Origin of the sequence: Symmachiella macrocystis (assembly GCF_007860075.1) — a bacterium.
GTDB lineage: Bacteria > Planctomycetota > Planctomycetia > Planctomycetales > Planctomycetaceae > Symmachiella > Symmachiella macrocystis.
This window is the reverse complement of the sequence record NZ_SJPP01000004.1, coordinates 284,706-305,735: the sequence shown is the minus strand read 5'-3', so window position 1 is coordinate 305,735 and position 21,030 is coordinate 284,706. Positions and strand designations below refer to the sequence as shown.

Annotated in this window: 16 protein-coding genes; 15 read left to right on the top strand and 1 reads right to left on the bottom strand. The window is 55.5% G+C overall.

All coding sequences use genetic code 11. The features are described from left to right. Positions 1-128: 128 nt before the first annotated feature. The gene (locus CA54_RS28415) at positions 129-3,116 is read right to left on the bottom strand and encodes a serine/threonine-protein kinase (protein ID WP_146374403.1); all 2,988 of its coding nucleotides are present in this window, start codon (positions 3,114-3,116) and stop codon (positions 129-131) included. 292 nt (positions 3,117-3,408) lie between these two features. Here CA54_RS28415 and CA54_RS28410 point away from each other — a divergent pair, with 292 nt between their 5' ends. The 15 genes from CA54_RS28410 to CA54_RS28345 all read left to right on the top strand — a co-directional run bounded on the left by CA54_RS28410 (position 3,409) and on the right by CA54_RS28345 (position 20,978). Beyond that, on the top strand, positions 3,409-5,481 hold the full coding sequence (locus tag CA54_RS28410) for a protein kinase domain-containing protein (protein ID WP_146374402.1): 2,073 nt from the start codon (positions 3,409-3,411) through the stop codon (positions 5,479-5,481). A gap of 191 nt (positions 5,482-5,672) precedes the next feature. Continuing rightward, positions 5,673-6,848 (top strand): CpaF family protein, encoded by a 1,176-nt coding sequence (locus tag CA54_RS28405; RefSeq protein ID WP_146374401.1) that lies wholly within the window; start codon positions 5,673-5,675, stop codon positions 6,846-6,848. Between the two features lie 203 nt (positions 6,849-7,051). After that, positions 7,052-7,294 carry a hypothetical protein gene (locus CA54_RS28400; RefSeq protein WP_145377167.1) on the top strand — a complete coding sequence of 81 codons (243 nt, stop codon included), beginning with the start codon at positions 7,052-7,054 and terminating at the stop codon, positions 7,292-7,294. A 138-nt stretch (positions 7,295-7,432) separates the two neighbouring features. Continuing rightward, positions 7,433-8,152, top strand: coding sequence for an A24 family peptidase (locus CA54_RS28395; RefSeq protein WP_197532930.1), 720 nt, complete (start codon positions 7,433-7,435; stop codon positions 8,150-8,152). Then, positions 8,149-8,337 (top strand): hypothetical protein, encoded by a 189-nt coding sequence (locus CA54_RS28390; RefSeq protein ID WP_146374399.1) that lies wholly within the window; start codon positions 8,149-8,151, stop codon positions 8,335-8,337. The genes CA54_RS28395 and CA54_RS28390 overlap by 4 nt, the downstream gene beginning before the upstream one ends. A 120-nt stretch (positions 8,338-8,457) precedes the next feature. Then, positions 8,458-9,225 (top strand): TadE/TadG family type IV pilus assembly protein, encoded by a 768-nt coding sequence (locus CA54_RS29650; RefSeq protein ID WP_197532929.1) that lies wholly within the window; start codon positions 8,458-8,460, stop codon positions 9,223-9,225. Next, positions 9,209-10,714 (top strand): Tad domain-containing protein, encoded by a 1,506-nt coding sequence (locus tag CA54_RS28385; protein ID WP_197532928.1) that lies wholly within the window; start codon positions 9,209-9,211, stop codon positions 10,712-10,714. The genes CA54_RS29650 and CA54_RS28385 overlap by 17 nt, the downstream gene beginning before the upstream one ends. 126 nt (positions 10,715-10,840) lie before the next feature. Then, entirely contained in the window at positions 10,841-11,635 is a 795-nt protein-coding gene (locus tag CA54_RS28380; RefSeq protein WP_146374397.1) for a FlxA-like family protein, read from the top strand. Between the two features lie 352 nt (positions 11,636-11,987). Then, positions 11,988-12,863: a hypothetical protein gene (locus CA54_RS28375; protein ID WP_146374396.1), complete on the top strand. Its 876-nt coding sequence runs from the start codon at positions 11,988-11,990 to the stop codon at positions 12,861-12,863. Positions 12,864-12,893: 30 nt separating this feature from the next. Continuing rightward, positions 12,894-13,559 (top strand): hypothetical protein, encoded by a 666-nt coding sequence (locus CA54_RS28370; protein ID WP_146374395.1) that lies wholly within the window; start codon positions 12,894-12,896, stop codon positions 13,557-13,559. Positions 13,560-13,632: 73 nt separating this feature from the next. After that, positions 13,633-15,519, top strand: a complete 1,887-nt coding sequence (locus CA54_RS28365; protein ID WP_146374394.1) for an ATPase, T2SS/T4P/T4SS family — start codon at positions 13,633-13,635, stop codon at positions 15,517-15,519. 41 nt (positions 15,520-15,560) lie between these two features. Continuing rightward, complete coding sequence (locus CA54_RS28360; RefSeq protein WP_197532927.1) at positions 15,561-16,415, top strand: type II secretion system F family protein; 855 nt, start codon at positions 15,561-15,563, stop codon at positions 16,413-16,415. Positions 16,416-16,492: 77 nt separating this feature from the next. After that, positions 16,493-17,446, top strand: coding sequence for a type II secretion system F family protein (locus CA54_RS28355; protein ID WP_146374392.1), 954 nt, complete (start codon positions 16,493-16,495; stop codon positions 17,444-17,446). Positions 17,447-17,494: 48 nt separating this feature from the next. After that, complete coding sequence (locus tag CA54_RS28350) at positions 17,495-18,229, top strand: hypothetical protein (RefSeq protein ID WP_146374391.1); 735 nt, start codon at positions 17,495-17,497, stop codon at positions 18,227-18,229. A 244-nt stretch (positions 18,230-18,473) separates the two neighbouring features. Continuing rightward, positions 18,474-20,978, top strand: coding sequence for a hypothetical protein (locus tag CA54_RS28345; RefSeq protein ID WP_146374390.1), 2,505 nt, complete (start codon positions 18,474-18,476; stop codon positions 20,976-20,978). Positions 20,979-21,030: the final 52 nt, after the last annotated feature.

Genomic DNA, 21,030 nt, shown 5'->3' with positions numbered 1-21,030 from the left:
CGAACGCTGGTACCAAGACATCCTGCGAGCGGAATACCGCATGTTCTTTTAACAGCGTGCAGTGTTGAAGAAATTAAAAAAGCGACCGACGAGAAATTCGCCGGTCGCTTTTTTGTTTGGGTGTTGCTTTACGATAAGTCGCTCATGAAGACGAGTCGGCGGAGTTCGAAATCCTCCGGAAGGTAAGTTCGCAAGACGTACGGCTCGCGAATTTGTGGCTGCTCTTGGTCGAGGTGCTTTGTCGACTCATATTGTCGATTCCAATCGACCATGCGTTTGCTTTTAGTCAAGACGTTGGTCCAGATGCTGGGTTCTTCGCGGTTTGTTTGTTGCAGCGTTGTGGACTGCTCTGATCCCACTCCATTTTGTTGCAAGCTGGTTTGCCCTGTTGTCGTGGGAGACTGCTCCTGTCCAATTGGTATCGGCATGAGCGACGTGCTCGTGCGAGAATGGGAACGCTCGCGAGAACGTTCGCCATGTACTTTTCCCGAGAATTGGACGGCGCGCGTCTCGCCGCTGCTGCGCTCTTCTTGGACGCGTTCATTGAATGCCCGCTCCTTTTGTTCTTTTAAGGCCAACTGCTCTGTGTATTTCTTGAGGACACCATCCCGGGCTTCGGTGTAGGTGATCCAAGTATGGCTCGGCAGAGCGGCTTGCAATTCGCCTTCCCAGGCCGCTAAGTCGACGGTCGTACGGGCTTTGTTTTCGGCTGGGCCTTTGATAAAGCCCATGATGCGGCCGACGAAGTCGACGTTGGTTTCGATGGTGGCTGCTGCTTGGTCTCCCAATTCATCCGCATCAGCGAAGCTGATCACGGCTTGCGCCAAGTGGAGTGAATCACGCACGGCCGGAGCAAATTCGTCATTCAATGCACGATGGCGGATCACCTCACGCAAAGGCGCGAATAGGGGAATCCGATGCTTCAATGATTTCTCAGCTGAGATTTCAAATTGGGCGAGTGCCTCGCGGCTCCGATTGTTTTTCGACAACAGCAGGCCATGGGCATAGTACGCCCAAGGTGCATGCCGGTTGATGTTTCTAGCAGCACGGAAATGCCCGTCAGCAATCTCACATGCTTCGCGGAAGTTTTGGGTTTCCCACGCATCGTTGAGAATGCCATGCACGTGCAACAGGTAGACATCGCGGTCGTTTCCGTCACCGATGAGTTGCGGCGCGTAGGTGGCAAAGTCGGCGGCAACCTCGCGTTGGAACGTACGCGTCTCGGGCTGCGGTTCGGGCGGGGTGGGATGTTGCGTTTCAACCGGTGGTTGCGCTTCGGCCTTGGCCAGAACCTTGGATTCATCCTTTTGTGGTAAATCGATTTTAGGTTTCTTGGGAGCCGATGGTTTGACCGGCGTTTTCTTGGGAAGTGCTGCTAGCTCGAAATGCAAGCGGAGGTCTTCGCCGCTTGATTCGACGTTGATGGTTTTTTCCGTGGGGGCGAATCCGGCCATCTCGGCGCGAATCTTGTAGGTGCCCGGTTTGAGTTCAATTTTACCAGGCGCGGCAATGCCCAGCGGTTTCCCGTCCAACAGAACTTGGGCGCCGGCGGGTGTCGATTTGAGGGCTACCGCGACAGTATTGTTCGACCGTTTGTTGCCAGAGTTGCTCGACATTAACAGTGGGAACATCAGCAGAACGATGACAACCAGCACTGGGTAAAGGACTTTGGGGTTTTTGCTTTGTTTGTTGAGGAACTCCGGATCGGCCAGTTGCGCGAAACGGGCGGACCAGGTTTTGTTCTTGGACGCCTGGTCCTGGTGCGGCCAGGGAGTGGCGCTGAGATTGGGCCGCGCACCGATTTGCACCGTAGCCGGATTGTGTTCGCGACGCGTGTTCGTATCAGCCGCTTGTGGAACGTCGACCAGAATGATTGGTTTTTCCTCCAGATCCTTCAGTGCCGCCTCTGCAGAGTCGTACCGGGCGGAGACAGGTTTCTCAAGCATGCGCGACAAGGTCTTCGCCAAGTCTTGCGGCAATTTGGGGATGAGTTGTTCTAGCTCCGGCAGTATTTCACTGGACGAACAGTGCCAGCGCATCCAGGCCAGATCGTCACTGACATCTTGGACACCTTTGAAGGCTGTGGAAAAGTTATCGCCCATTAACAATTCCAAAGCGGTGAGACCCAGGCAATACAGATCGACACCCGGGCCGACGTCGCCGAAGACTTCCGGGCGCAGCAATTCGGGGGCGACGTATTTTTGTGTCCCGCTGGGGCGGCGAAATTCACCGCCGATGGAAAATCCCGCGGAGGCGCTGAGTTTGATACAGCCGTCGTCAAGCAGCAATTTCGACGGTTTGATTTCGCCGTGGAGTTTTCCTTGTTCGTGCAGATATTTCAGGCCCTGCAATGCTTGCCGCAGAATGCTTCTGACTAAGTCGCTGGGCAATGGACCTTCGGCCAGTCGTTGGTCGAGGCTGCCGTTCATCATCTCCATGACGATCCAGGCTTGCTGTTCATCGACGGAATAAACGCGGCAAACGTTTTCGTGGACCAAACTTGCCAGAAAACGAGCTTCGTGCCAGAACAGTTCGCTTTGACGCGGGTCGGCGCGGAGTTGTTCGTTGAGTTGTTTGATCGCAACATAGCGGCGCAACGATCGGTCGTAAGCCTCATAGACCACAGCGGATTCGCTGCGGCTGAGTTCGCGGAGGATTTCGTAATCCGCGTGGCTGGGAAGCGGCGCGCCGTCAGCCGGTGGTAGCGTCGGTTGAGCCGCGGCGACCGGTGCTTTGGCAACCGGCGGCTGTTGGGTTTGCTTCATCGAACGCGTTAGTTGTTCGATCATTTGATTGGCATGATCAATGGGGCGGATTTCAGGCGCAGCGCTCGGTGCGGATGAAGCCGACAGGACCGACGAAGACGAGGCGGGAATGTCGTTCTGGCCAGCGCCGGCTGGATATTGTTGGAATTGGCCATGGAGCGACGACTCGCCCTGCTTGCGGATGTGGTAGGACTCGCGGGTTTCGGGTCGTAGTAATTCGGCTACCGAAGAGTGCGTGCTGTCTCCCAACACTCCACTATCACCATTTGGGTGTCGTGAGATCGAGTCATCCGCCGCGAATGAGGCGTCGAGTTTCCGCGCCGAGCGCGACGATTTGCTGTTATCTCGCATGTTGAACCCTTATTAGCCGTGCTTTGATTTTCGGGCGATCGATTTTCCACCGCAGTTATCTCGTTTGGTGGAGCCCTTCAATAGGGAATCACAATTGCTCACAAAAACCGGACAAACAATCACACAATTCGCTTCGGTCTCTGCGGTCTAGGTATTTCTCGTTGAAGGTAAGTCGTGTAGCCAACAGACTTAACAGGGCGGCTGCAAAAGAAAATCTGTGGTGAGATGTCCGCTTTTTTAGAGAAACTCCGATCCAGGGGGTAACGCAAACCACCTTAGGAGAGACCTTTCGATGCAAACAATCAAAACACAGGCCGCAACGTTCCCACACGAAGCGGCTTCATTGGATAATCAACCGGAACGGCGGTCAGCGTCGCGAGGACGTTGGGCGTCATTATTGGGTGACATGGGCGGCTATCGACTTCGCAGCGTGAAATCACGCGGCTTAGGGCATACCGTCTATCGGGCACATGATCCGGAAGGCCGCCGGGTGGCGCTGAAGGTGATCACCGGTCGTGACGAGAAGTCACCGGACTGGACCGAACAGCTGCATCGCGAAGCGAAATTCGCCACGCAGATCAAGCATCCGCATTTGGCCGAGGTGTTGGACGTCATGAATTCCGGCGAATGCGACCTGGTCGCGATGGAATACGTCAGCGGCCAACCGCTGTCGCGATTTATCAAGAAGAAGAAAAAGATCAGCGAAAAAAGGGCAGTGAAGATGGTGTTGCACCTCGCCGACGCGCTGACCGCTTGCCATGCCGCCGGACTGGTGCACCGCAATATTCATCCGGAGAATGTGCTGATCACCTCCGAAGGCAAGGCCAAGTTGATTAGCTTTGGTTTTTCTTCGTCTCCGGAATTTGATGACCAATCATCGCCGTCGACGGCCGATACGAAAATCGCTCGGTACCTTGCGCCGGAGCAATTACGCCGGTCAAACAAAGCGGACGTCCGTTCCGACGTCTATGCGTTGGGGGCTCTGTTGTACACCATGGTGAGCGGCGTCTCCCCCTTTGCTTGTGCGGGGCGACTTTCGTTGATGCAGAACAAACGGGCCAACAACTACCGCGGCTCTGCTGAGGTTGCGACGGAACTCTCTCCCGCGGTGGCGGACGTGATTGAACGCTCGTTGTCTGCCGATCCCGAGGAGCGTCCGCAGTCGATGGAAGAATTTGTGCAATTACTGCGAGGTTTTTCGGACCGCATCGGCGACTATCAATTGATCTCCAAGGTTGGCCGTGGTGCGATGGGACATGTCCATCGCGCCCGCGCCGCTGACGGTTCGATTGTGGCTATCAAGATTCTGCACGACCATTTGGTTGAGAATGAGCGAATTCTGGTGCGGTTTTATCAAGAAGCAAAATTGGCGATGGAGATGTCGCACCCGAATCTCGTACCGGCATACGAAGTGGGTTGCGTGAATGGAAAACACTTCATTGCCATGGAGTACATTGCCGGCAAGGATTTAAAGGAAACTCTCCAAACGGAAGGTCGGCTGTCTGAGTCGCAGGCTTTACGGATTGCCTATGATGTGGCGAAAGCATTGGATGCTTTGCACGGCAAGGGACTATTGCATCGCGACGTCAAGCCGGGGAATATCCTGTTCGATAGCCAGGGCAATGCCCGTCTCACCGATTTGGGTTTGGCCAAGCAAGAGGAACTGGATTATGAACTGACGCAGGCGGGCCACGCGCTGGGGACCATGCAATACGCTCCGCCAGAACAGTTTCGCGATGCCAAGACGGTGAGCAAAACGGCTGATATTTATGCGTTGGGGGTGACGCTGTATCAAATGGTCACCGGTGCATCGCCCTTTCAAGGGAAATCGGCGATTGATCAATTGATCCGCAAATCGCGCAACGACTATGTGCCGCCGGAGAAAATCGTTCCGGGACTCAGCCAGCAAACGCGGGATTTGATTCGCGCAGCGATGCATGAGGATTCCGCCAAACGTCCGAGTAGTGCGAAAGCGTTTGCGAAAGCAACCGTCGGGTATTTACGTTGTGCGAGCGACGCTGACGCCCAACCACAGCCGCAGCAAGATGCGTTGTGGAAGGTTGTGTTCCTCGGGGATGACGGCAATGTGCAGCGGATTTCCGGGACCACTGAACAGATCCGTCAATTGATTCGCGCCGGTCAAATTGGGGCGGACGGACGTGCCGCACGTGAAAACGAAACGTCGTTTCGGCCGTTGGCGAATATCGCGGAATTGAACGGTTCGGAGAAGAAACCAAGAACCAGCAGCCCGACGAAACCGACGCCCGCTTCGGGCAAGTCGGGTGGGTTGCTCCGTCGAACGTTACGACCGTTTCTAACGGCGGCCAATCGGTTTGCCGCTTCGATGGTTGGGATCATCACTTAACGTTCGGTTCGGGTAATTGGGGGACTGAATGGCTTTTCGCTCTGCTCCACGGCTGAGGGTGGTTTGCACTGGCGGACAAGCCGCCAGTGGCACCCGAATTGTTAGGGGCACCCGATTCGCCAGTGGCAGCCGATGCCTGCAGCAACTTTGTAAAACCACATGACCAATGGGGAGAATCCCCGGGGACGATCATGGAAACTGTTGAAATCTATCGTGAAACCTTGCGGCACTTTTTGGCGCCGATTCAGCCGTTGTTGGACGATCCAGCGGTCTCGGAAGTGATGGTTGTGGGGTATGACACCGTCTATTTTGAAACTGCGGGGCGGATTCAACAGGCGGAGAGTGGTTTTGAGGATGAACCCTCCTTGATGGCGGCGGTTCAGAATATTGCGGAGTTTGTGGGGCGGCGGCTGGATGCGGACAACCACAGCATGGACGCGCGACTGCCGGACGGTTCGCGGGTTCATGTGATCATTCCGCCCAGTTCGCGGCGGGGTGTCTGTCTGACGATTCGAAAATTCCAGCCGGCAACATTCACGCTGCCGTCGTTGGTCGATCGCGGTTCGATGAGCGATACGGCGGCGGAATTTCTCGCCACCAGTGTGCTGCTACACAAAAACATCATCATTTCCGGGGGGACCGGTACGGGGAAGACGTCGATGCTGAATGCGCTTTCGGCAGCCGTGCCTAACGAAGAGCGGATTGTCGTGATCGAAGACACCTCGGAACTGCAGTTGAATCAACCGCACACGGTCTACTTAGAAGCACAACCACCGCGGCCCAGCGGACGGGGCGGGGTCACGATTCGCGACCTCTTTGTGGACTCACTGCGGATGCGGCCTGATCGTATTATCGTGGGTGAAGTCCGACGCGGCGAAGCTTTGGAATTGATCCAGTCGATGCTCTCGGGGCACTCCGGGTCATTGACGACCGTCCACGCCAACACGCCGCGGGATGCGGCCAGCCGCTTGGAGACCTTGTGTCTGATGAACGACACGGGACTTCCCGTCCATGTCGCACGGGCGCAGGTGGCTTCGGCGATCCACCTGGTTGTGCAGATTTCGCGTATGGCAGACGGTTCGCGGCGGGTGCAGACGATCAGTGAGGCCATTGGATTGGATGACAGCGACAAATACCAATGGCGGGATCTATTCCAATTCCAGGCACAGGGACGCGATAAAGACGACCGAATCCAAGGCGAATTGCTGCCGACTGGATTGCGCCCGACCTTTGCCGATGAGCCGGCCGCTATGGGGTTTGAAGACCGCATTCAACTGACGGAAGGGTTGTTTTCAAAGTCACCGGACTTTGCGCGGAGCTCGAGTAGCAATGGATCTCACAAAACGGAAAAAAATACAAAATCGTGAGCGGCAGGATGTCCGGTTATTCGACGGAATTGCGATCTAGCTAACGAAGGGGGGCGACAGGTGTGAGGGTCGCCAAGAAGTCGCCAACTGCGAAACCAATTGCTGCGGCGACATTTACTAGCCATACGACATGGTGAAATCAAATCTGGCCGAATCATTCGGCTGGGGAATCACAAGGACTCCATCTTAAAGGGAACGAAACTATGAAGGCTTTTTCAAAAAACAGTCAACTGCGGAAAATTGTCGGCAAGTTCAACAACGATGAAGGGGGCATGGAAACCCTGCAGGTCGTGGTGATTGTCGCGATTGCCGCTTTGATCGTATTGATGATCAACACCTGGGTCGGTAACGCGGGTGACGGAGCTGGTGACAACACGGTCGGGGGTTGGGTAAACGACCTGTTGGGCCGGATCTTCGATGTCGATTTCGGTGGAACCGACGGCTAATCCTGTGGGGGATGTTGCCGCCGTTCGGTCCGACTCGCGTTGGACCGAACGGGCGGCATTTTTCTTGGTGCAGACTTGGTGCACAACAAATCAACGAATCATACAAACGGATCTCGGAAAATCAGTGGGAGCAATGACGTGACGATTACGGCTCAATTCGAACGCACAATCTGTTCCCCCGCCGGCAGCGGGGAGCGGCGACGGGCTTGGCTGCTTGCCGCGGTTGCGCCGTTGGTTGTGGGTTTGGGGATTGCCCTGTCGCAGTCAGTGGTCGCATGGGAGACGGCATTGGCGCCCGTAAATGCCACTGTACTGGTGCTGCTGTTGGCGGTCTCGAGTTTCACGGACAGCCACTGGAGAAAGATTCCCAACTGGGCGACCTACTCGGCCCTGGTATGGGCATTGGCGGTCAATTTGCTTGCCTCGGCGACTATGAGCGGCGAGGCGATTGGAACTTCGAGTGCGATAGTGCCACCGATCGGAATCGGATCGTCGCTGCTGGGAGCGGCGGTCTGTTTTGCGGCGATGCTCGTCGTATTCCAATTTGCCGGCAGTGGTGCCGGCGATGTGAAATTGGCGGCCGCGCTGGGGGCAATACTGGGAACCGGACAGGGGCTCACTGTCATTCTGTGGTGTCACATCGCGGCGGGGGTCGTGATGGTTGGCATGTTGGTCTGGCAGATCGGCCCATTGAAATTATTTACCACACTTTTGCATTACGTCGGCTCGGTGTTGTTGCCTAGTCAGATTTCAAAGCCCGGATTGGGCGCGCAAGCCATCCTTAAACGTCCCGTACCATTGGCCGCATTCTTCGCGGTCGGCACAATCCTCTCGTACTTTCAGGGGCTGACGCTATGAAAATCATTCGCCGACGACCATTGCGTTCCGCTATGCGGAAACGTCGCGGACTGGCCATGTTGGAATTGGTCCTGACGTTAGGGACGGTCTTCGTCTTTACGGTCGCGCTTTACAGAATGGCCGTTATGTCTTGCCACAATCTCTTCCAGGTGATCGGCGGTATGGTTGGTTCGCCGTACATGTAGCAGATCATCGGTATTTCTTTCGACTCGCATGCACTTCGCGGCATACGAATAACACTCGACACTTCTGCACAACGATTCCATTTCTACGAACGACAACTTCGCCCTTAGGGGGAAAGCGGTATGATCACAATTCAATCACTGATGGAGTCCGTAGCGGATGTTTGGCTAGTGTGGATTCTCTCCGCCGCCGCGCTCGTTTACTTGACCCGCGGAGCGATTTTGCGACTGCGGCGCTGGAACGTTCGCGAATTGGCCGGCGGCGAAGAGGGGGCGTCCTATACGCTATCGCTGGTGCTTGTCATGCCGGTCTATATTTTTCTGGTGTGTCTGATCGTGGAATGCACGCTCATGTTGGTTGTGAAGACCGGCACGATGTATGCCGCATATGCGGCGGGGCGGTCGGCGATTGTATGGGTGCCGGCCGAGCCACAGGACGACGACGCATCGCAAGCGAAGGTCAAAAAAGCCGCCGTGCAAGCCATGACCCCGTTTGCATCGGGGCGCGACGTGCATCGCCGGGGGACACCGCTGGAATTTCTGCCGCGATCGGCGTCGATCGACGGGCTGTTGTATTACGAAGCCTACCAGTTTTACACCAAGGGCAACGCTCCTCAGGACTATATTGTTGGCAAATACCAGTTCGCCGATATTGCCACGCAGATCGCGATCGAACCGCAAGGCAACGAGCCGAACAGCGAATTGAAAGTCAGTGTCGAATATGAAATGCCGATCAACGTGCCGGGCATCGGTCGCTTCTTGGGGAACCAGGCATCATGGCCGACGGCACCGTTTTTTACGCGAAAAATTAGCTCATCGGTCATCCTCGAGCAGGAGGGGCCGCAGTCGTCTAATCAACTGTTGGGGATCGAATATGACTCAGCCATCTAAAACATCGAGACCAATCACCGCGTTGCATTCGTCCGAAGCGGGTTTTATCTCGGTCGTGAATGTCGTCGCGATCTTGTTATGCACCATTTTGATGGGCCTGGTGGTCAATGCCGGCAATATTGTGCGGCACAAGGTTGAGGTGCAAAACTCGGCCGACGCGACCGCCTATACCGCTGCACTGTGGCATGCCCGCGGGATGAATGCGGTGACGATGGCCAATCATGTCATGGGCGAGATTAACGCATTCGTCGTGCTGCATGAGGCGATTGGTGGGGAGGATCTGGATGACACCAATCAAAAGGAAGCGACGCAGGAAGAGGATGCAGCATTGGAGATTGCCTACAACTTGGCCCAGAGTGCGGCAATTGCTCCGCAGGACGAAGTCTACGACACGGTTCGCCAAGAAGATGGAATCGAAGCCGAGCGGACGCTCTTGGATTCAAAAACCCAACTGAAAATCATTTTAACGGTGGCCTATGGGGGGAAGGCGGTTGCGGCCGTCTTAGAAGCGATTCCGTATACATACGCGGTTGGTATCGCTTTGGACATTGCCGCAACAGCGGTCGAGTTGAAGGTCTATCAAGAGTACATGGTGCTGAAGGGCATTCACTTAATCGCGTCGGGACTAAAACCGGTTTCGCTGGCACTGCAGAAAGTGGTATTGCCGGCAGTAAAGGGTTACACGATCGTCGTCAAAGGGGGAGTACCGGCCGTCGGATTAGCAGCGGCTAAAGAAGTCGCTGAACGAAACGACACGACTGGTTTTGTCGCGCTGCCGAATTTGATGCTGCCATTGGAGGCGGATCCAATTGGCGAGGATCTGACCAGTGATAGCTCGGATGAGGATGTCGCAAAAACCCAATTCGTCCGTGCGACGTACCCTTGGGTGACATTCCACCGCAAACCGATTCTCGATTTCATGCGAAACTGGCTCACGTTTTCCGGAGCGCAAGGATTCTACGAGACGCACACGAACGAGTGTACGATCGTCGTTTGCAAACGTCTGCAAACCGACGGGATTATGAAACTGTTGATGATGGCCGATGTGAAAGATCCTGACAAAGGGCACGAAGATTGGACGACCGATTCACAAGAAGCGGACAATATATTCACCATGGTCGGCTTCGCGCACCGCGAACGGCCGCCGGTCATTTCACCGGTCGTTTATACCCAATCGCAGGAGGATGGCATGGTGAACTTTGCTCAAGCCATGTTCTACAACGCCAACCCTCAGGAACCGCTGGAAAGCGTTCAAGACCGTCAAGCGGCACTGGGATGGGATACGCTGAACTGGCAAGATCGACCCGTGGAATGCCCGACTGATGAACGGAGCACGGAATTTCCGACGATCAGACTGAATTGGCAGGCAAAACTCGTCCCGGTGACAAACAATCGCATGCTGATCGCACAACCGACAGCCATGGTCCAGGAGCCGTTTCGCAGTGTGTTGGAACGGACTGTCAGCGCCTCGCCTATGGTTCATCATTAAACGTGGATAAGGCAACCGACATCGGGTTGTATCAAATGGCTCATTTGGGGTGCGGACTTTCGTAGAGGGCATTTTTAATAACACTTGGCGAGGCCAAGGCAAACATAAATTGCGCGGGTGATCACAATGAAAAACAACCATAAACAAAAACTCGCCACATCGCGCCGTCGTGGGGCGGCTCCGATTGAATTGGTCCTGTGCCTTCCCTTTTTGGTGGGGGCGTTGGCTGTGATCTTCACGTTGGCTAGCGCGGGGCTGACCAAGTCGCAAAGCGCCGTCAGCGCGCGGCATAATGCGTGGCGGGAACGAAATAATGAATGGCAAGACTCGCCGACCTACACCCAAACCAACAGCAGCGTGGCTGGGACGGGGGCTTTGGGTGTGATCCTGGCGCTGGGGCCGGGGTATGCAACCAATGCGGGTCTGTTGGAAGGGAACGACAGTCGATCGGTGGCCGTGGCACATCCGGGGTACGAATCCCAAAATCTGACGACCGACGCCAATCATTTTGTTTTGGGGGGAGCGTGGGATCACCGGCGCGTGCCGAGCACCGATCGGGGCCGGTTGGTTCCGTCGAACCTGTTCACCTCGTTGCCGTTTGATGGGATGCCCGATATGTCCGGTTTTGCCGACTTGTTGAGTGCTGATCTGATTGCCAACGTCGGTTCACTGCTGGATGGGAGCGATGTCCTGGATGCGCTCACACAAGGGAAAGCGGATGCGGTGAAGAAGATTGTGGAACTGAAGGAAAAAATCGAAGACCTCAAAAAGCAAATCGAAGAATTGAAAGATGCCGATCCGCCGGACTGGGGACAGATTCAGGCTCTGCAGCAGCAAATCCAAGAGTTGTATAATCAGATCAGCGAAATTCAGGACGCGATGGGTGAACTGGATAACTTTGGCAACCAGCTACCAATCTGACCTTATTGGCGGGAGGGAATTGCTGTGCCGGCAGGGGAACATGCGTACGCAGCCCCGTCCTCTCGCCTCCAAAGCGGCAGAATGCAGAGACGGCCCTAAGATGCCCGAGGCGTCCTAACTAACTGTGGATAAACTGGTTAGGGACATTGGTTCTGTTGGGGCTGTCGCGAAAGGTGTCTGAGGCAATTCCCTGAAAGAATCTGTGCTGCAGATGTCCGGTTTTTACGCGAGTTTGTGATCAAGTAGGTAGCCGCAGGAGGCGAACGTCGGGTTCGCCTCGCGGTTTTTCCTCATCAGCCGTTTTGACCAGTTGTCAAATGGCCGAGGACCATATCACAAACCGGCGGGAAACATGTCGAGCCTTTCGGAAAAAACTCGTCCCACGCAAGAGAAAAGCGGGGCGGCTAAAATCGCGACCCGGGCGGGACGGATTCTGATCATCGTCCTGCTGATCTGGGCGGGGATTTCGACGGGTGGCGCGCTGGAGGCATTGTTATCCAGCGAAGCGGCCAAAGCTCCTCAGGTCATCGAGAACGATGCGTTCCCACAAATGCCGGCGGTGACGATTGAGATGCTTCGCGGGCGGTGGGAAGTCACCGGGATGCCGGTCAGCATCGAATTATTGCAAACAGACGAAAGCCGGGTCGATGCGATTTTGTCGCAAGCTCCGGCTGCTCACGAAAATCCATTTTCCGTCGCCAACGACTTGTCGGTGATGATCAATCAATTCAAGTCGCGCATGGCTGTGCTGGCAACCGACCAGGACGTTCGCGTGTACGGCATGGACGAATCCTCTGCTCGCGTTCGCTTGTACTTTCGGGACGGGGGCGGGACCGACCACTTTCTGGGGGGAAACGTGGCGGTCCCGCGTGGGGACGGCAACTGGATGGTCGTCATGCTTCGTGGATGTGTGCCGCAAGCATTGACGGTGGATAACCAAGCCTTTCTGACGACCTTGCCGACTGGATCACAGCGAGTCGCCGCCCGTCGCAATGCGGATGGCACCTTGCAGTGCGAAATTGTGCAATTGCACGGCGGGCTGGAGCAAGCGTCCCTGGCTTGGCAGCACTCCGGTTGGTCGGTGAACGAGTTGCCAATCGCGGCGACCGATCCCAATTCCTTTCAGTTGACGCGCGGCTCGGAAATTGTGCAGGTGCATATCTTGGCCGCTCCGGGCATCCCCTCGGAATATGTGCTGTTCGTTCGCAGTCCTCAAGTGATTCGCTGAATCTGACTTTTCTAACTCACAAGGTGTTTTATGAATCATTTAACAAAACTAGCGTTGCCGGTCGGTTTAGGGTTGGTCGCGGCGTTTTTGAATTACAAAACGGTGAGTGCTCGGATCCAGCCGCAGTATTTTGTGCGTGTGAGCGAGGACCTGCAGGCGGGCGAAAGCTTTTCGGGCGACAACCTCACCAAAGTCTCCTTACAAGGCGAAAGGTCGGACTTGTCAAAGACATTTGTGCCTTGGAAAGAACGGGCGGTGCTTTATCAACGCCCCGTGCCGCGTAACTTGCAGGCGGGGGATATTGTGTTTTGGCGGGATGCCACGGCTCCCACGCTGAAGCTTTCAGCGGAACCGGGCGAATTGGAGTTTCACGTTGCTTTTCGTGATCTGCAGGCCGTGCCTAAGGACATCCGCGCGGGACAGCAGGTCAGTTTTCGCGTCGGAACCGACACGACTAAATTGCGAGGCGACGCACGAACCAACTACGTGGCGAATGCCACGACTGATCAGAAGATCGGCCCGTTCCGCGTCTTGGAGGTCGGCGGGTTCGACGTCTCGGGTGAAGAAGATGCGGCTCGGTCCAATGGATACATCAAAGTCGCTGTCAAATGGGACGACGAGCGGATGGAACGCCTGTCGCAAGCTATGGAAACTCACTCCGTTGAACGCGTGTTAGGCGTGTTCTTGGACGGCTGATAAGTACCGGCGACTATTTAGAACAACTGACAGAACGACGAAATTCTTCCCTAATTGTAAAGCCGCGGTCATTATGAAAATTTGGTACAACAACGCTCTGGAATCCGAACGATTCATTACCGACGTGGTCGGGAATCGTGTCCGCATTGGACGCGGTGTCGGGAATGATATTGTTCTGAAAAGCCCCTACGTCGCCGAGGAAGCCGCTGTGCTTTCGCGACGAGGCGACCGGTGGGAACTGATCGCCTTGGGATTGAATGGCTGTGAAGTCAACGATTCGCCTTTGTGGCAGGGCGACCGGATCGCGCTTGACGGTTCGGAAAAGATCAAACTGTTTCCGTTCACGCTCACGTTGGAGCCGGAAAAAAACAAAGTCAGTACCCCGGAAGAACGGCACCGTGCCGGCGATGTTCAGACGTCGGAATTGATCCGCGACATGCATGTTCAATTGCTGTCGCACATGGATTTGGGCGATGCGGATGACCCACGGAATAACAGCGACGAATACCTGATGTCGTTGGAACGGAACATTGACGAAATTGCACGGCTCAACGGAATCACCGCTCCCGACAAAGTCGAGTTGGTCACACACATTGCCGGACAAGCCGTCCGTAATCTGTTGATCGAGCGTTTGATTGATCAGTGTAAAAAAGAAGATATGGCCAATCCGCTGTGTGAGTCGCACGACTGGGCACGTTTGGTTTCCGCCGTTCCGGACCGGGAACGCGAGTTGGATCAAGTGATCGATCGCACGTTTCGCGATTTGGAACTGGATGCAGTGACCGACATCAGTGAGCAAATGGCCCTGGTGGAGTCGAAGTTTTGGACTGCCTGGGATGGGCTGAGCGGAGACGTGTTTGAGGAGTTCCGACTCTATACGGCACTGCGGCACCTGAAAAAGCAAATCAAAGACATTGTCTTCGGCTACGGACCCTTGGAAGACCTGTTGCGGACGCCGACGGTCAGCGAAATCATGGTGGTCAGCCGGGATCAGATCTATGTCGAAAAAAACGGCGTGGTGGAAAACTCGGGGCGGCGTTTTATCTCCGATGAAGTCACGCTAACGATTATCGAACGGATCGTGGGAAAAGTTGGGCGGCGGATCGATAAGTCGCAACCGTTGGTCGACGCGCGTTTGTTGGACGGCAGCCGGGTGAATGCGGTGATTCCGCCACTGGCAGTCAGTGGACCGTGCCTGACGATTCGGAAGTTTCCCGCATCGCGGTTGATGATCGATGACCTGATTGCCATGGGGGCCATGAGCGACACAGTGGCGGCGTTCCTGCGGGCGGCCGTTATTGCACGCAAAAATATTTTAATCTCCGGGGGAACGGGTACGGGAAAAACCACCTTGCTCAACTGTCTCAGCGACTTCATTCCTGACAAGGAACGGATCGTCACGATCGAAGACACCGCCGAGTTACAACTCAACAAAGAACATGTCGTGCGGTTGGAAACGAAGAAGGCCAACACCGAGGGAACCGGAGCCTATACGATTCACGATTTAGTCAAAAACTCGTTACGGATGCGGCCGGAGCGGATTGTTGTGGGGGAATGCCGTGGGGCGGAAGCGTTGGACATGTTACAGGCGATGAACACGGGCCACGATGGTTCACTGACCACGATTCACGCCAATAACGCTGCCGACGTGGTGTTGCGATTAGAAATCATGGTGCAATCAGCGGTGGCTTTGCCGGTGGATTCGATTCATCGCCAGATTTCTTCGGCAATCGACGTGGTGGTCCAACTCAATCGGGCCAAGGATGGACGCCGCCGTATTTCGCAAGTCACTGAAATTGACGGTATCGACGAAGTTCACGGCGGAGTGCGGACCAAGGATATATTTGCTCTCGAAAAAATGGGGAAGACGATGGAGCTGATGCCGACCGGGCGACTGCCGAGTTTCATGGACGAATTGATTGACGGAAATCTGATCGAACTCGATGGCTTTTACCGCTAACCCCGCACAGTAGGAACTTGGAACACACGATGTTTGCCACAATGACCACAACTGATATGACGCTGGTGCTCGGATCGGCCTCGCTGTTCGCCGCTGTGGCCTGGGGTGTTGCCCGGGCGGGAGCGGTTTGGGATAGCATTGCCGGGGCGCAATGGTCGCAACAAACGGAGATGTTTCGGCGTCTTGGTTTGCAAACGAGCCGACTGCGGCTTGGGTTGCGGTTGTGGGGGGCGTCGATGATCGGGTCGGTGTTTTTCTTGTGGGCGGTGTGCGGGATGTTTCCCGTGGCCTTGATGACCGGCGTGATGGTTTATTTCGCGCCACGATACATCTTGCACTACCTTGTCGAACGCCGCCGGACACTGATTCGGGACCAAATGGTTTCTGCCACCATGGGGCTGGCCAACGCGGTCAAAGCCGGATTGTCGTTGCCGCAAGGATTGACTTCGATTTGTGAAGAAGTTCCCGAGCCGTTGGTTTCGGAATTGCGGCGGATTGAATTTGAATATCACCGCGGCCGCCCGCTGCGGGATGCCATCGAGGAAGTTCGCCAACGTCTCGATATTGACGCATTTACATTGTTCGCCCTAGCTATCGAAGTTTCGTTGGACCGCGGCGGAAATGTTGGTGAAGCCTTGAATCGCATCAGTGTTAGTTTGCAGGAAAATCAACGCATCGAACGCAAGTTGGAAGCCGACACGGCCAGTGGACGACAGATCGTGCAAATCCTCGCCGTGTTCCCGCTGTTTTTTATCGGTTTCTTCTACTTTGTTGATCCCCATGCCGGTGCATTGTTGTTCGGGACATTGGCGGGGCAATTGGTGGTGTGTGTGGTGGCCATACTCGTCTATCTGGGAGTGGCCTGGGCCAATCGGATTATGCGATGCGATGTCTAGTGCCGAAGGCACTGCCCTGTAATGACTAATACTTGAAAACGAAAAGATAACTGTTTTTGAACTTCGGAGTGGAACTGATGGTCACTACTTTTTTTAGTACAACGGAACCGGCTGTGGTGCCGCCGAATACGTCGCTCGTTTTGGGCGGTGTGTTGTGTGGGGTCGCGGTCGCGTGGTTGGCCTATCAGATTTGTACGTTGATTTATCGCCCGTATCGCATGGCAGCTGAGTCGTGGGAGTTTGAGGAAAATCGCCGCATCCAACTCCGTACGGCCAGCCGCACGTATCGTTGGTTGGAACCGCTCGTTGAAGAAATCAAAGGCTCGTCCCTGTTGGGCTGGCTGGGCGGGACGGCGCGGGTTGAGAACGCGTTGCGATTGCGGGGGACAACGGTTCCGTGGACGGCTGAGGAATATTTGGCTGTTCGGGCTCTGGAGTCCGTCGGCGTGGGAGTCGGTGCGTTGTTCCTGGTGAGCAATTTTGCCGGAATGTTCGTCACAGGCTTTATCGCCGTCTTCGCAACCTTTTGCTATCTGCGGATTGGTGTCCAAAAATTGTCAGGCACCGCCACGATGCGGATGGCGCGGTTCAAACAACGTCTACCATTTTCCGTCGACTTATTGGCCTTGATGATGCAAGCCGGTGGCGGGTTTCGCGAGAGTTTGCGAACCGTGGTCAATGAGAGCGATGGCCACCCGGTCGGAGAGGAATTCGCCGGTGTGCTCCGTAGCCTGGCACGGGGACAATCGATGCGAGCCTCACTTGAGGAGTTCCAAAATCGGTTGGGCGATGGGGATGTCGACGAATTGGTCTTCGCGGTTGTAAAAGCTGAAGAACTGGGGACACCGCTGAGCAAGATCTTTTTGACGATGGCCGATCAAATCCGCTTGAAGCGATCACAATGGGCCGAAGTTGCAGCCGGTAAGGCGCAAACCATGATTACCTTTCCGGGGCTGGTTGTCATGTTGGCTTGCCTGTTGATTGTGGTGGCCCCGTTCGTCATCGATGCCATTGAAAATTCGCCCTTCTAATCACTCGATTATTATTCACCAATAAAATTTCACTGCCGGAGTCTTCAGATGACAGCCAAAATATTTGCTAAAACGTCGGATGCCGCCCTCACCGAATTTTGGGTCAATGACGATGTGATTCGTGTGGGGAGCGATGCGGGTTGCGAGTTGCCGCTCCCGGGAATCGCGCCGCATGCGTTGACGGTTCAACATCGCGGCGGCCGGTATTATGTCTTCAATCGTTGCACAGCACCAATCCGAATCGCCGGGCAGATAGTCCCCGAAGGGGCATCGAATCCCTGGGACCTGGGGCAGGAATTGGAGATCGGCGGTGAGGCGGCGCTGATGCTGCAGTCGGCTGAAGAGGCGCTGAAACAGGCGCCGTCGACGGAACGCTACGACGACGACGAGGAGCAATCGACGGACGAACCGGCTGAAAAAAACGGTAATAAGAATACGACCTCGCTGATCATCCTGGGGGCATGTGCGGTTGGAATTCTGTTTCTGTTGACCTTCGGAGCCAAACAGAGTTCGGCAAAGAGCACGACTGTTCAATTCGAAGAGGTCGTTGAAGATTACACTTGGGAGCATGGAGAGAATGATCCGACGGCCCGACGAGTTTTGGATGGTGTCCAACGGGCGCGCATTGCTGAACTGCGCAAGGATAATGCATCAGCTCGAGAGAGTTACGGAGAGGCCAAAGACCTGCTGTGGACGAAAAAGCAGTCTGCGAACGGCGGATTGTCGGACGTGGACGAGCAAATGCTGAGTTTTATTACTGAGCGATTGCCCCGCGTGCAGTAGTAATCTGCACTAGTTGTTGGATGCGGAGACGCGCTTGTCTATGCGGCTTGTTGTAGGGAATTGAAGTTTCCGGGGTGACAATTTCGCTGGCACCAGTTACTCTAATACATCGATTGCCGTTGATGTGTATGTTCTGTGTCGTTCGGTCCAGTGGCGTCAATTCAGGCCATTCTGAACGCACAAGTGAAAACCGTAATCGATTGAATTCGTCACCTTCCCAGGCCGTTTCTTTGGATTTCGTGATTTGTCAATTTTTCGATATCCCCAAGTGGAGTCGTTCATCGTTTGTGCGATAGGGCTGATTCTCTGGTCCTCGGGCGGGGCAGCGGCGCAAGCGGACGGGCCGGCAGTTGTGCTGAATCACGTTTTTCCCGCTGGCGGTCAGGCGGGGACGCAATTTGAGGTGGACGTTGCCGGAACGGGTTTAGACGGCCTGACAATCCTGCAATGCAGCCACCCTGGCATCGGCTTTCAGCAGATCGCTGGGAACAAATTTCGAGTCACCATTCCCGAGACTGTATTGCCGGGGCAGTACGATCTGCGCACGGTGGGACAAAACGGCCTGAGTTCGCCGCGGACGTTCAGTTGCGGTACGTATGCGGAACAGATGGAAGCAGAGCCGAATGACGCCCTGTCAGCGGCGCAACGGGTGGCTGCGGTTCAAACGGTGAATGGCCGCATTGCTGCAAGAGGCGATCAGGATCATTTTCAATTCACCGCCCAACGGGGTGAGCGGATTGTTATTGAATGCTGGGCGGAACGCATTGATTCGCCACTGCGGGCTGTCTTGGAGGTGTACGACAGTCGGGGGCGGCGACTGCGGGTCAATCGGGGTTATTTCGGTATCGATCCGCTGATTGATTTCGTCGTGCCGAAGGATGGCGACTATATCGTGCGGGTGTTTGACCTCGTTTATACGGGGAGTGACGATGCTGTTTATCGTTTGGAGATCGGCAACCATCCGCGCGTCGCGTTCGCGGTGCCGGCGATTGTCGAACGGGACAAACCGACAACCGTTACGCTATACGGCTGGAATTTGAATTCACCGACTTCCCGCGAGAATGTGGCTGGTGACGGTTCGCAGGTGAGTTTCGTGGCAAAAACACGCGGCGAATGGGATCGTCGAGATGTGGAAGTGAATATTCCCGGTGATACGGAAACATCGGCACGGTCATTGCGCCTGCGTTCAGCGCAAGCGACGCTCGGTCCGTTCGCCTATCACCTTGCCGGCAGTCATGTTCCCGTGTTGCTGGCTGCGACCGATCTTCCGGTGATCCAGGAATGCGATGCGAAAGATGACAACGATTCGCGCCTGTCAGTTCCGATTCCGTGTGCGATCAGCGGACAATTGTTAGCGGGGGACGAACGAGATGTTTTTGCGTTTGAGGCGCAGCGGGGCGAGATACTTTGGTTGGAAGGTTTCGGAGAACGCCTCGGTTCGCCAGTCGATTTGGATCTGAGTATTCTCTCCGCCGATGGCGAAACGGAGTTTGCGCGATTCAGTGATGACGTGAGAAATCTCGGCGGCGTTCGATTTCCGTCGGCGCACTTGGATCCTGCTGGCTCGTGGGTGGTTCCGGCTGATGGACGGTACTTGATCTTGGTGCGAAATCTGATCGGCGGATTGGATTCCGATCCACGCCGAGTTTACGCGCTGACCATCTGCCGGCAAGAACCCGGTTTTCATGTCGTCGCTATTCCTCGCGCTGAGCGTCCGGAGTCAATGAATGTCCAGCCGGGGGGCCGGACGCTGCTCGACGTGTTAGCCTTTCGCCAGCGCGGCATGAGCGGATCGATTCGCGTGTCGGCTCGCAATCTTCCGCCCGGTTTGGAATGTCCGCCCATTTGGTTGGGGCCAGGAGTCGATTCCGCACCGTTGGTAATCACGGCAACGCGCGGAGCGGCGCCGGGAGTTGCGTCTCTCGATTTGGTTGCGGAGGCTCCAACGGTCGATGCGCGTCCGGTCAAAACGGGAACGATGGTGCGCACGGGACGTCCCAATGGTTGGGGCCGACTTACCGCCGATCGTCCGGTGGCAATTTCCGGGCCGCCCGCTCCCTTAAGGATTATCGCCGAGGGACATGAACCGCGGTTGCATGAACTGTATGGGGAATTGAAAGTCCGGCATGCTCCCGGCGGGATCGTGGACGTAGCGGTGCATGTTGAACGGGCGGAAGCGGATCATCAGGCAGAAGTGAAACTCATCGGTACCGGACTGCCGCCAATGATTGGGAATCAGACAGTCGTCATTCCGCCGGGGCAAAATAAAGGATACATCAGCTTCTACCTTCCACCGACGCTGAATTTGGGCCAATACTCGCTCGCCATCCGTGCGGAAACCACTGCGCCTGATTCGCTCAACGAGGGCAAACCCAAATCGGTTGCCGTGATCAGCAACGTGGTTTCCTTTGAAGTGCAGCGCCCGGCATTTGTTGTCAAAATCGACCCCTACGCCCCCAAGACAATTCGTCGCGGCGAAGTCATTCAAATCAACTATACGGCTCAAAGGATCAACGGGTTTATTAGCAAGATTCATACGGAACTAGCCGCACCGGTCAAGGTCGCCGGGATTCGCGGGCGGGGGGTGACGTTTGTGGGACAGACCGATTCGGGTACGATACAAATCATCGCCAACGACGATGCAAAATTAGGCCAACAACCATTCTTGCGGTTGTACGGCATCGGCACGGTGGAAGATCAACCGATCTATCACGGTAGCTGCTTCTTGGAATTGGAAGTCGTGGAGTAACGTTGGCGAGTCAAATGGGAACCACCTGAAAGATTACGGCGGGACCATGAGG

What these genes read in the sequence shown, in the direction of transcription:
- CA54_RS28415 (WP_146374403.1), bottom strand. Translation starts at nt 3,116, where the DNA reads ATGCGAGATAACAGCAAATCGTCGCGCTCGGCGCGGAAACTCGACGCC.
- CA54_RS28410 (WP_146374402.1), top strand. Translation starts at nt 3,409, where the DNA reads ATGCAAACAATCAAAACACAGGCCGCAACGTTCCCACACGAAGCGGCT.
- CA54_RS28405 (WP_146374401.1), top strand. Translation starts at nt 5,673, where the DNA reads ATGGAAACTGTTGAAATCTATCGTGAAACCTTGCGGCACTTTTTGGCG.
- CA54_RS28400 (WP_145377167.1), top strand. Translation starts at nt 7,052, where the DNA reads ATGAAGGCTTTTTCAAAAAACAGTCAACTGCGGAAAATTGTCGGCAAG.
- CA54_RS28390 (WP_146374399.1), top strand. Translation starts at nt 8,149, where the DNA reads ATGAAAATCATTCGCCGACGACCATTGCGTTCCGCTATGCGGAAACGT.
- CA54_RS29650 (WP_197532929.1), top strand. Translation starts at nt 8,458, where the DNA reads ATGATCACAATTCAATCACTGATGGAGTCCGTAGCGGATGTTTGGCTA.
- CA54_RS28385 (WP_197532928.1), top strand. Translation starts at nt 9,209, where the DNA reads ATGACTCAGCCATCTAAAACATCGAGACCAATCACCGCGTTGCATTCG.
- CA54_RS28380 (WP_146374397.1), top strand. Translation starts at nt 10,841, where the DNA reads ATGAAAAACAACCATAAACAAAAACTCGCCACATCGCGCCGTCGTGGG.
- CA54_RS28375 (WP_146374396.1), top strand. Translation starts at nt 11,988, where the DNA reads ATGTCGAGCCTTTCGGAAAAAACTCGTCCCACGCAAGAGAAAAGCGGG.
- CA54_RS28370 (WP_146374395.1), top strand. Translation starts at nt 12,894, where the DNA reads ATGAATCATTTAACAAAACTAGCGTTGCCGGTCGGTTTAGGGTTGGTC.
- CA54_RS28365 (WP_146374394.1), top strand. Translation starts at nt 13,633, where the DNA reads ATGAAAATTTGGTACAACAACGCTCTGGAATCCGAACGATTCATTACC.
- CA54_RS28360 (WP_197532927.1), top strand. Translation starts at nt 15,561, where the DNA reads ATGACCACAACTGATATGACGCTGGTGCTCGGATCGGCCTCGCTGTTC.
- CA54_RS28355 (WP_146374392.1), top strand. Translation starts at nt 16,493, where the DNA reads ATGGTCACTACTTTTTTTAGTACAACGGAACCGGCTGTGGTGCCGCCG.
- CA54_RS28350 (WP_146374391.1), top strand. Translation starts at nt 17,495, where the DNA reads ATGACAGCCAAAATATTTGCTAAAACGTCGGATGCCGCCCTCACCGAA.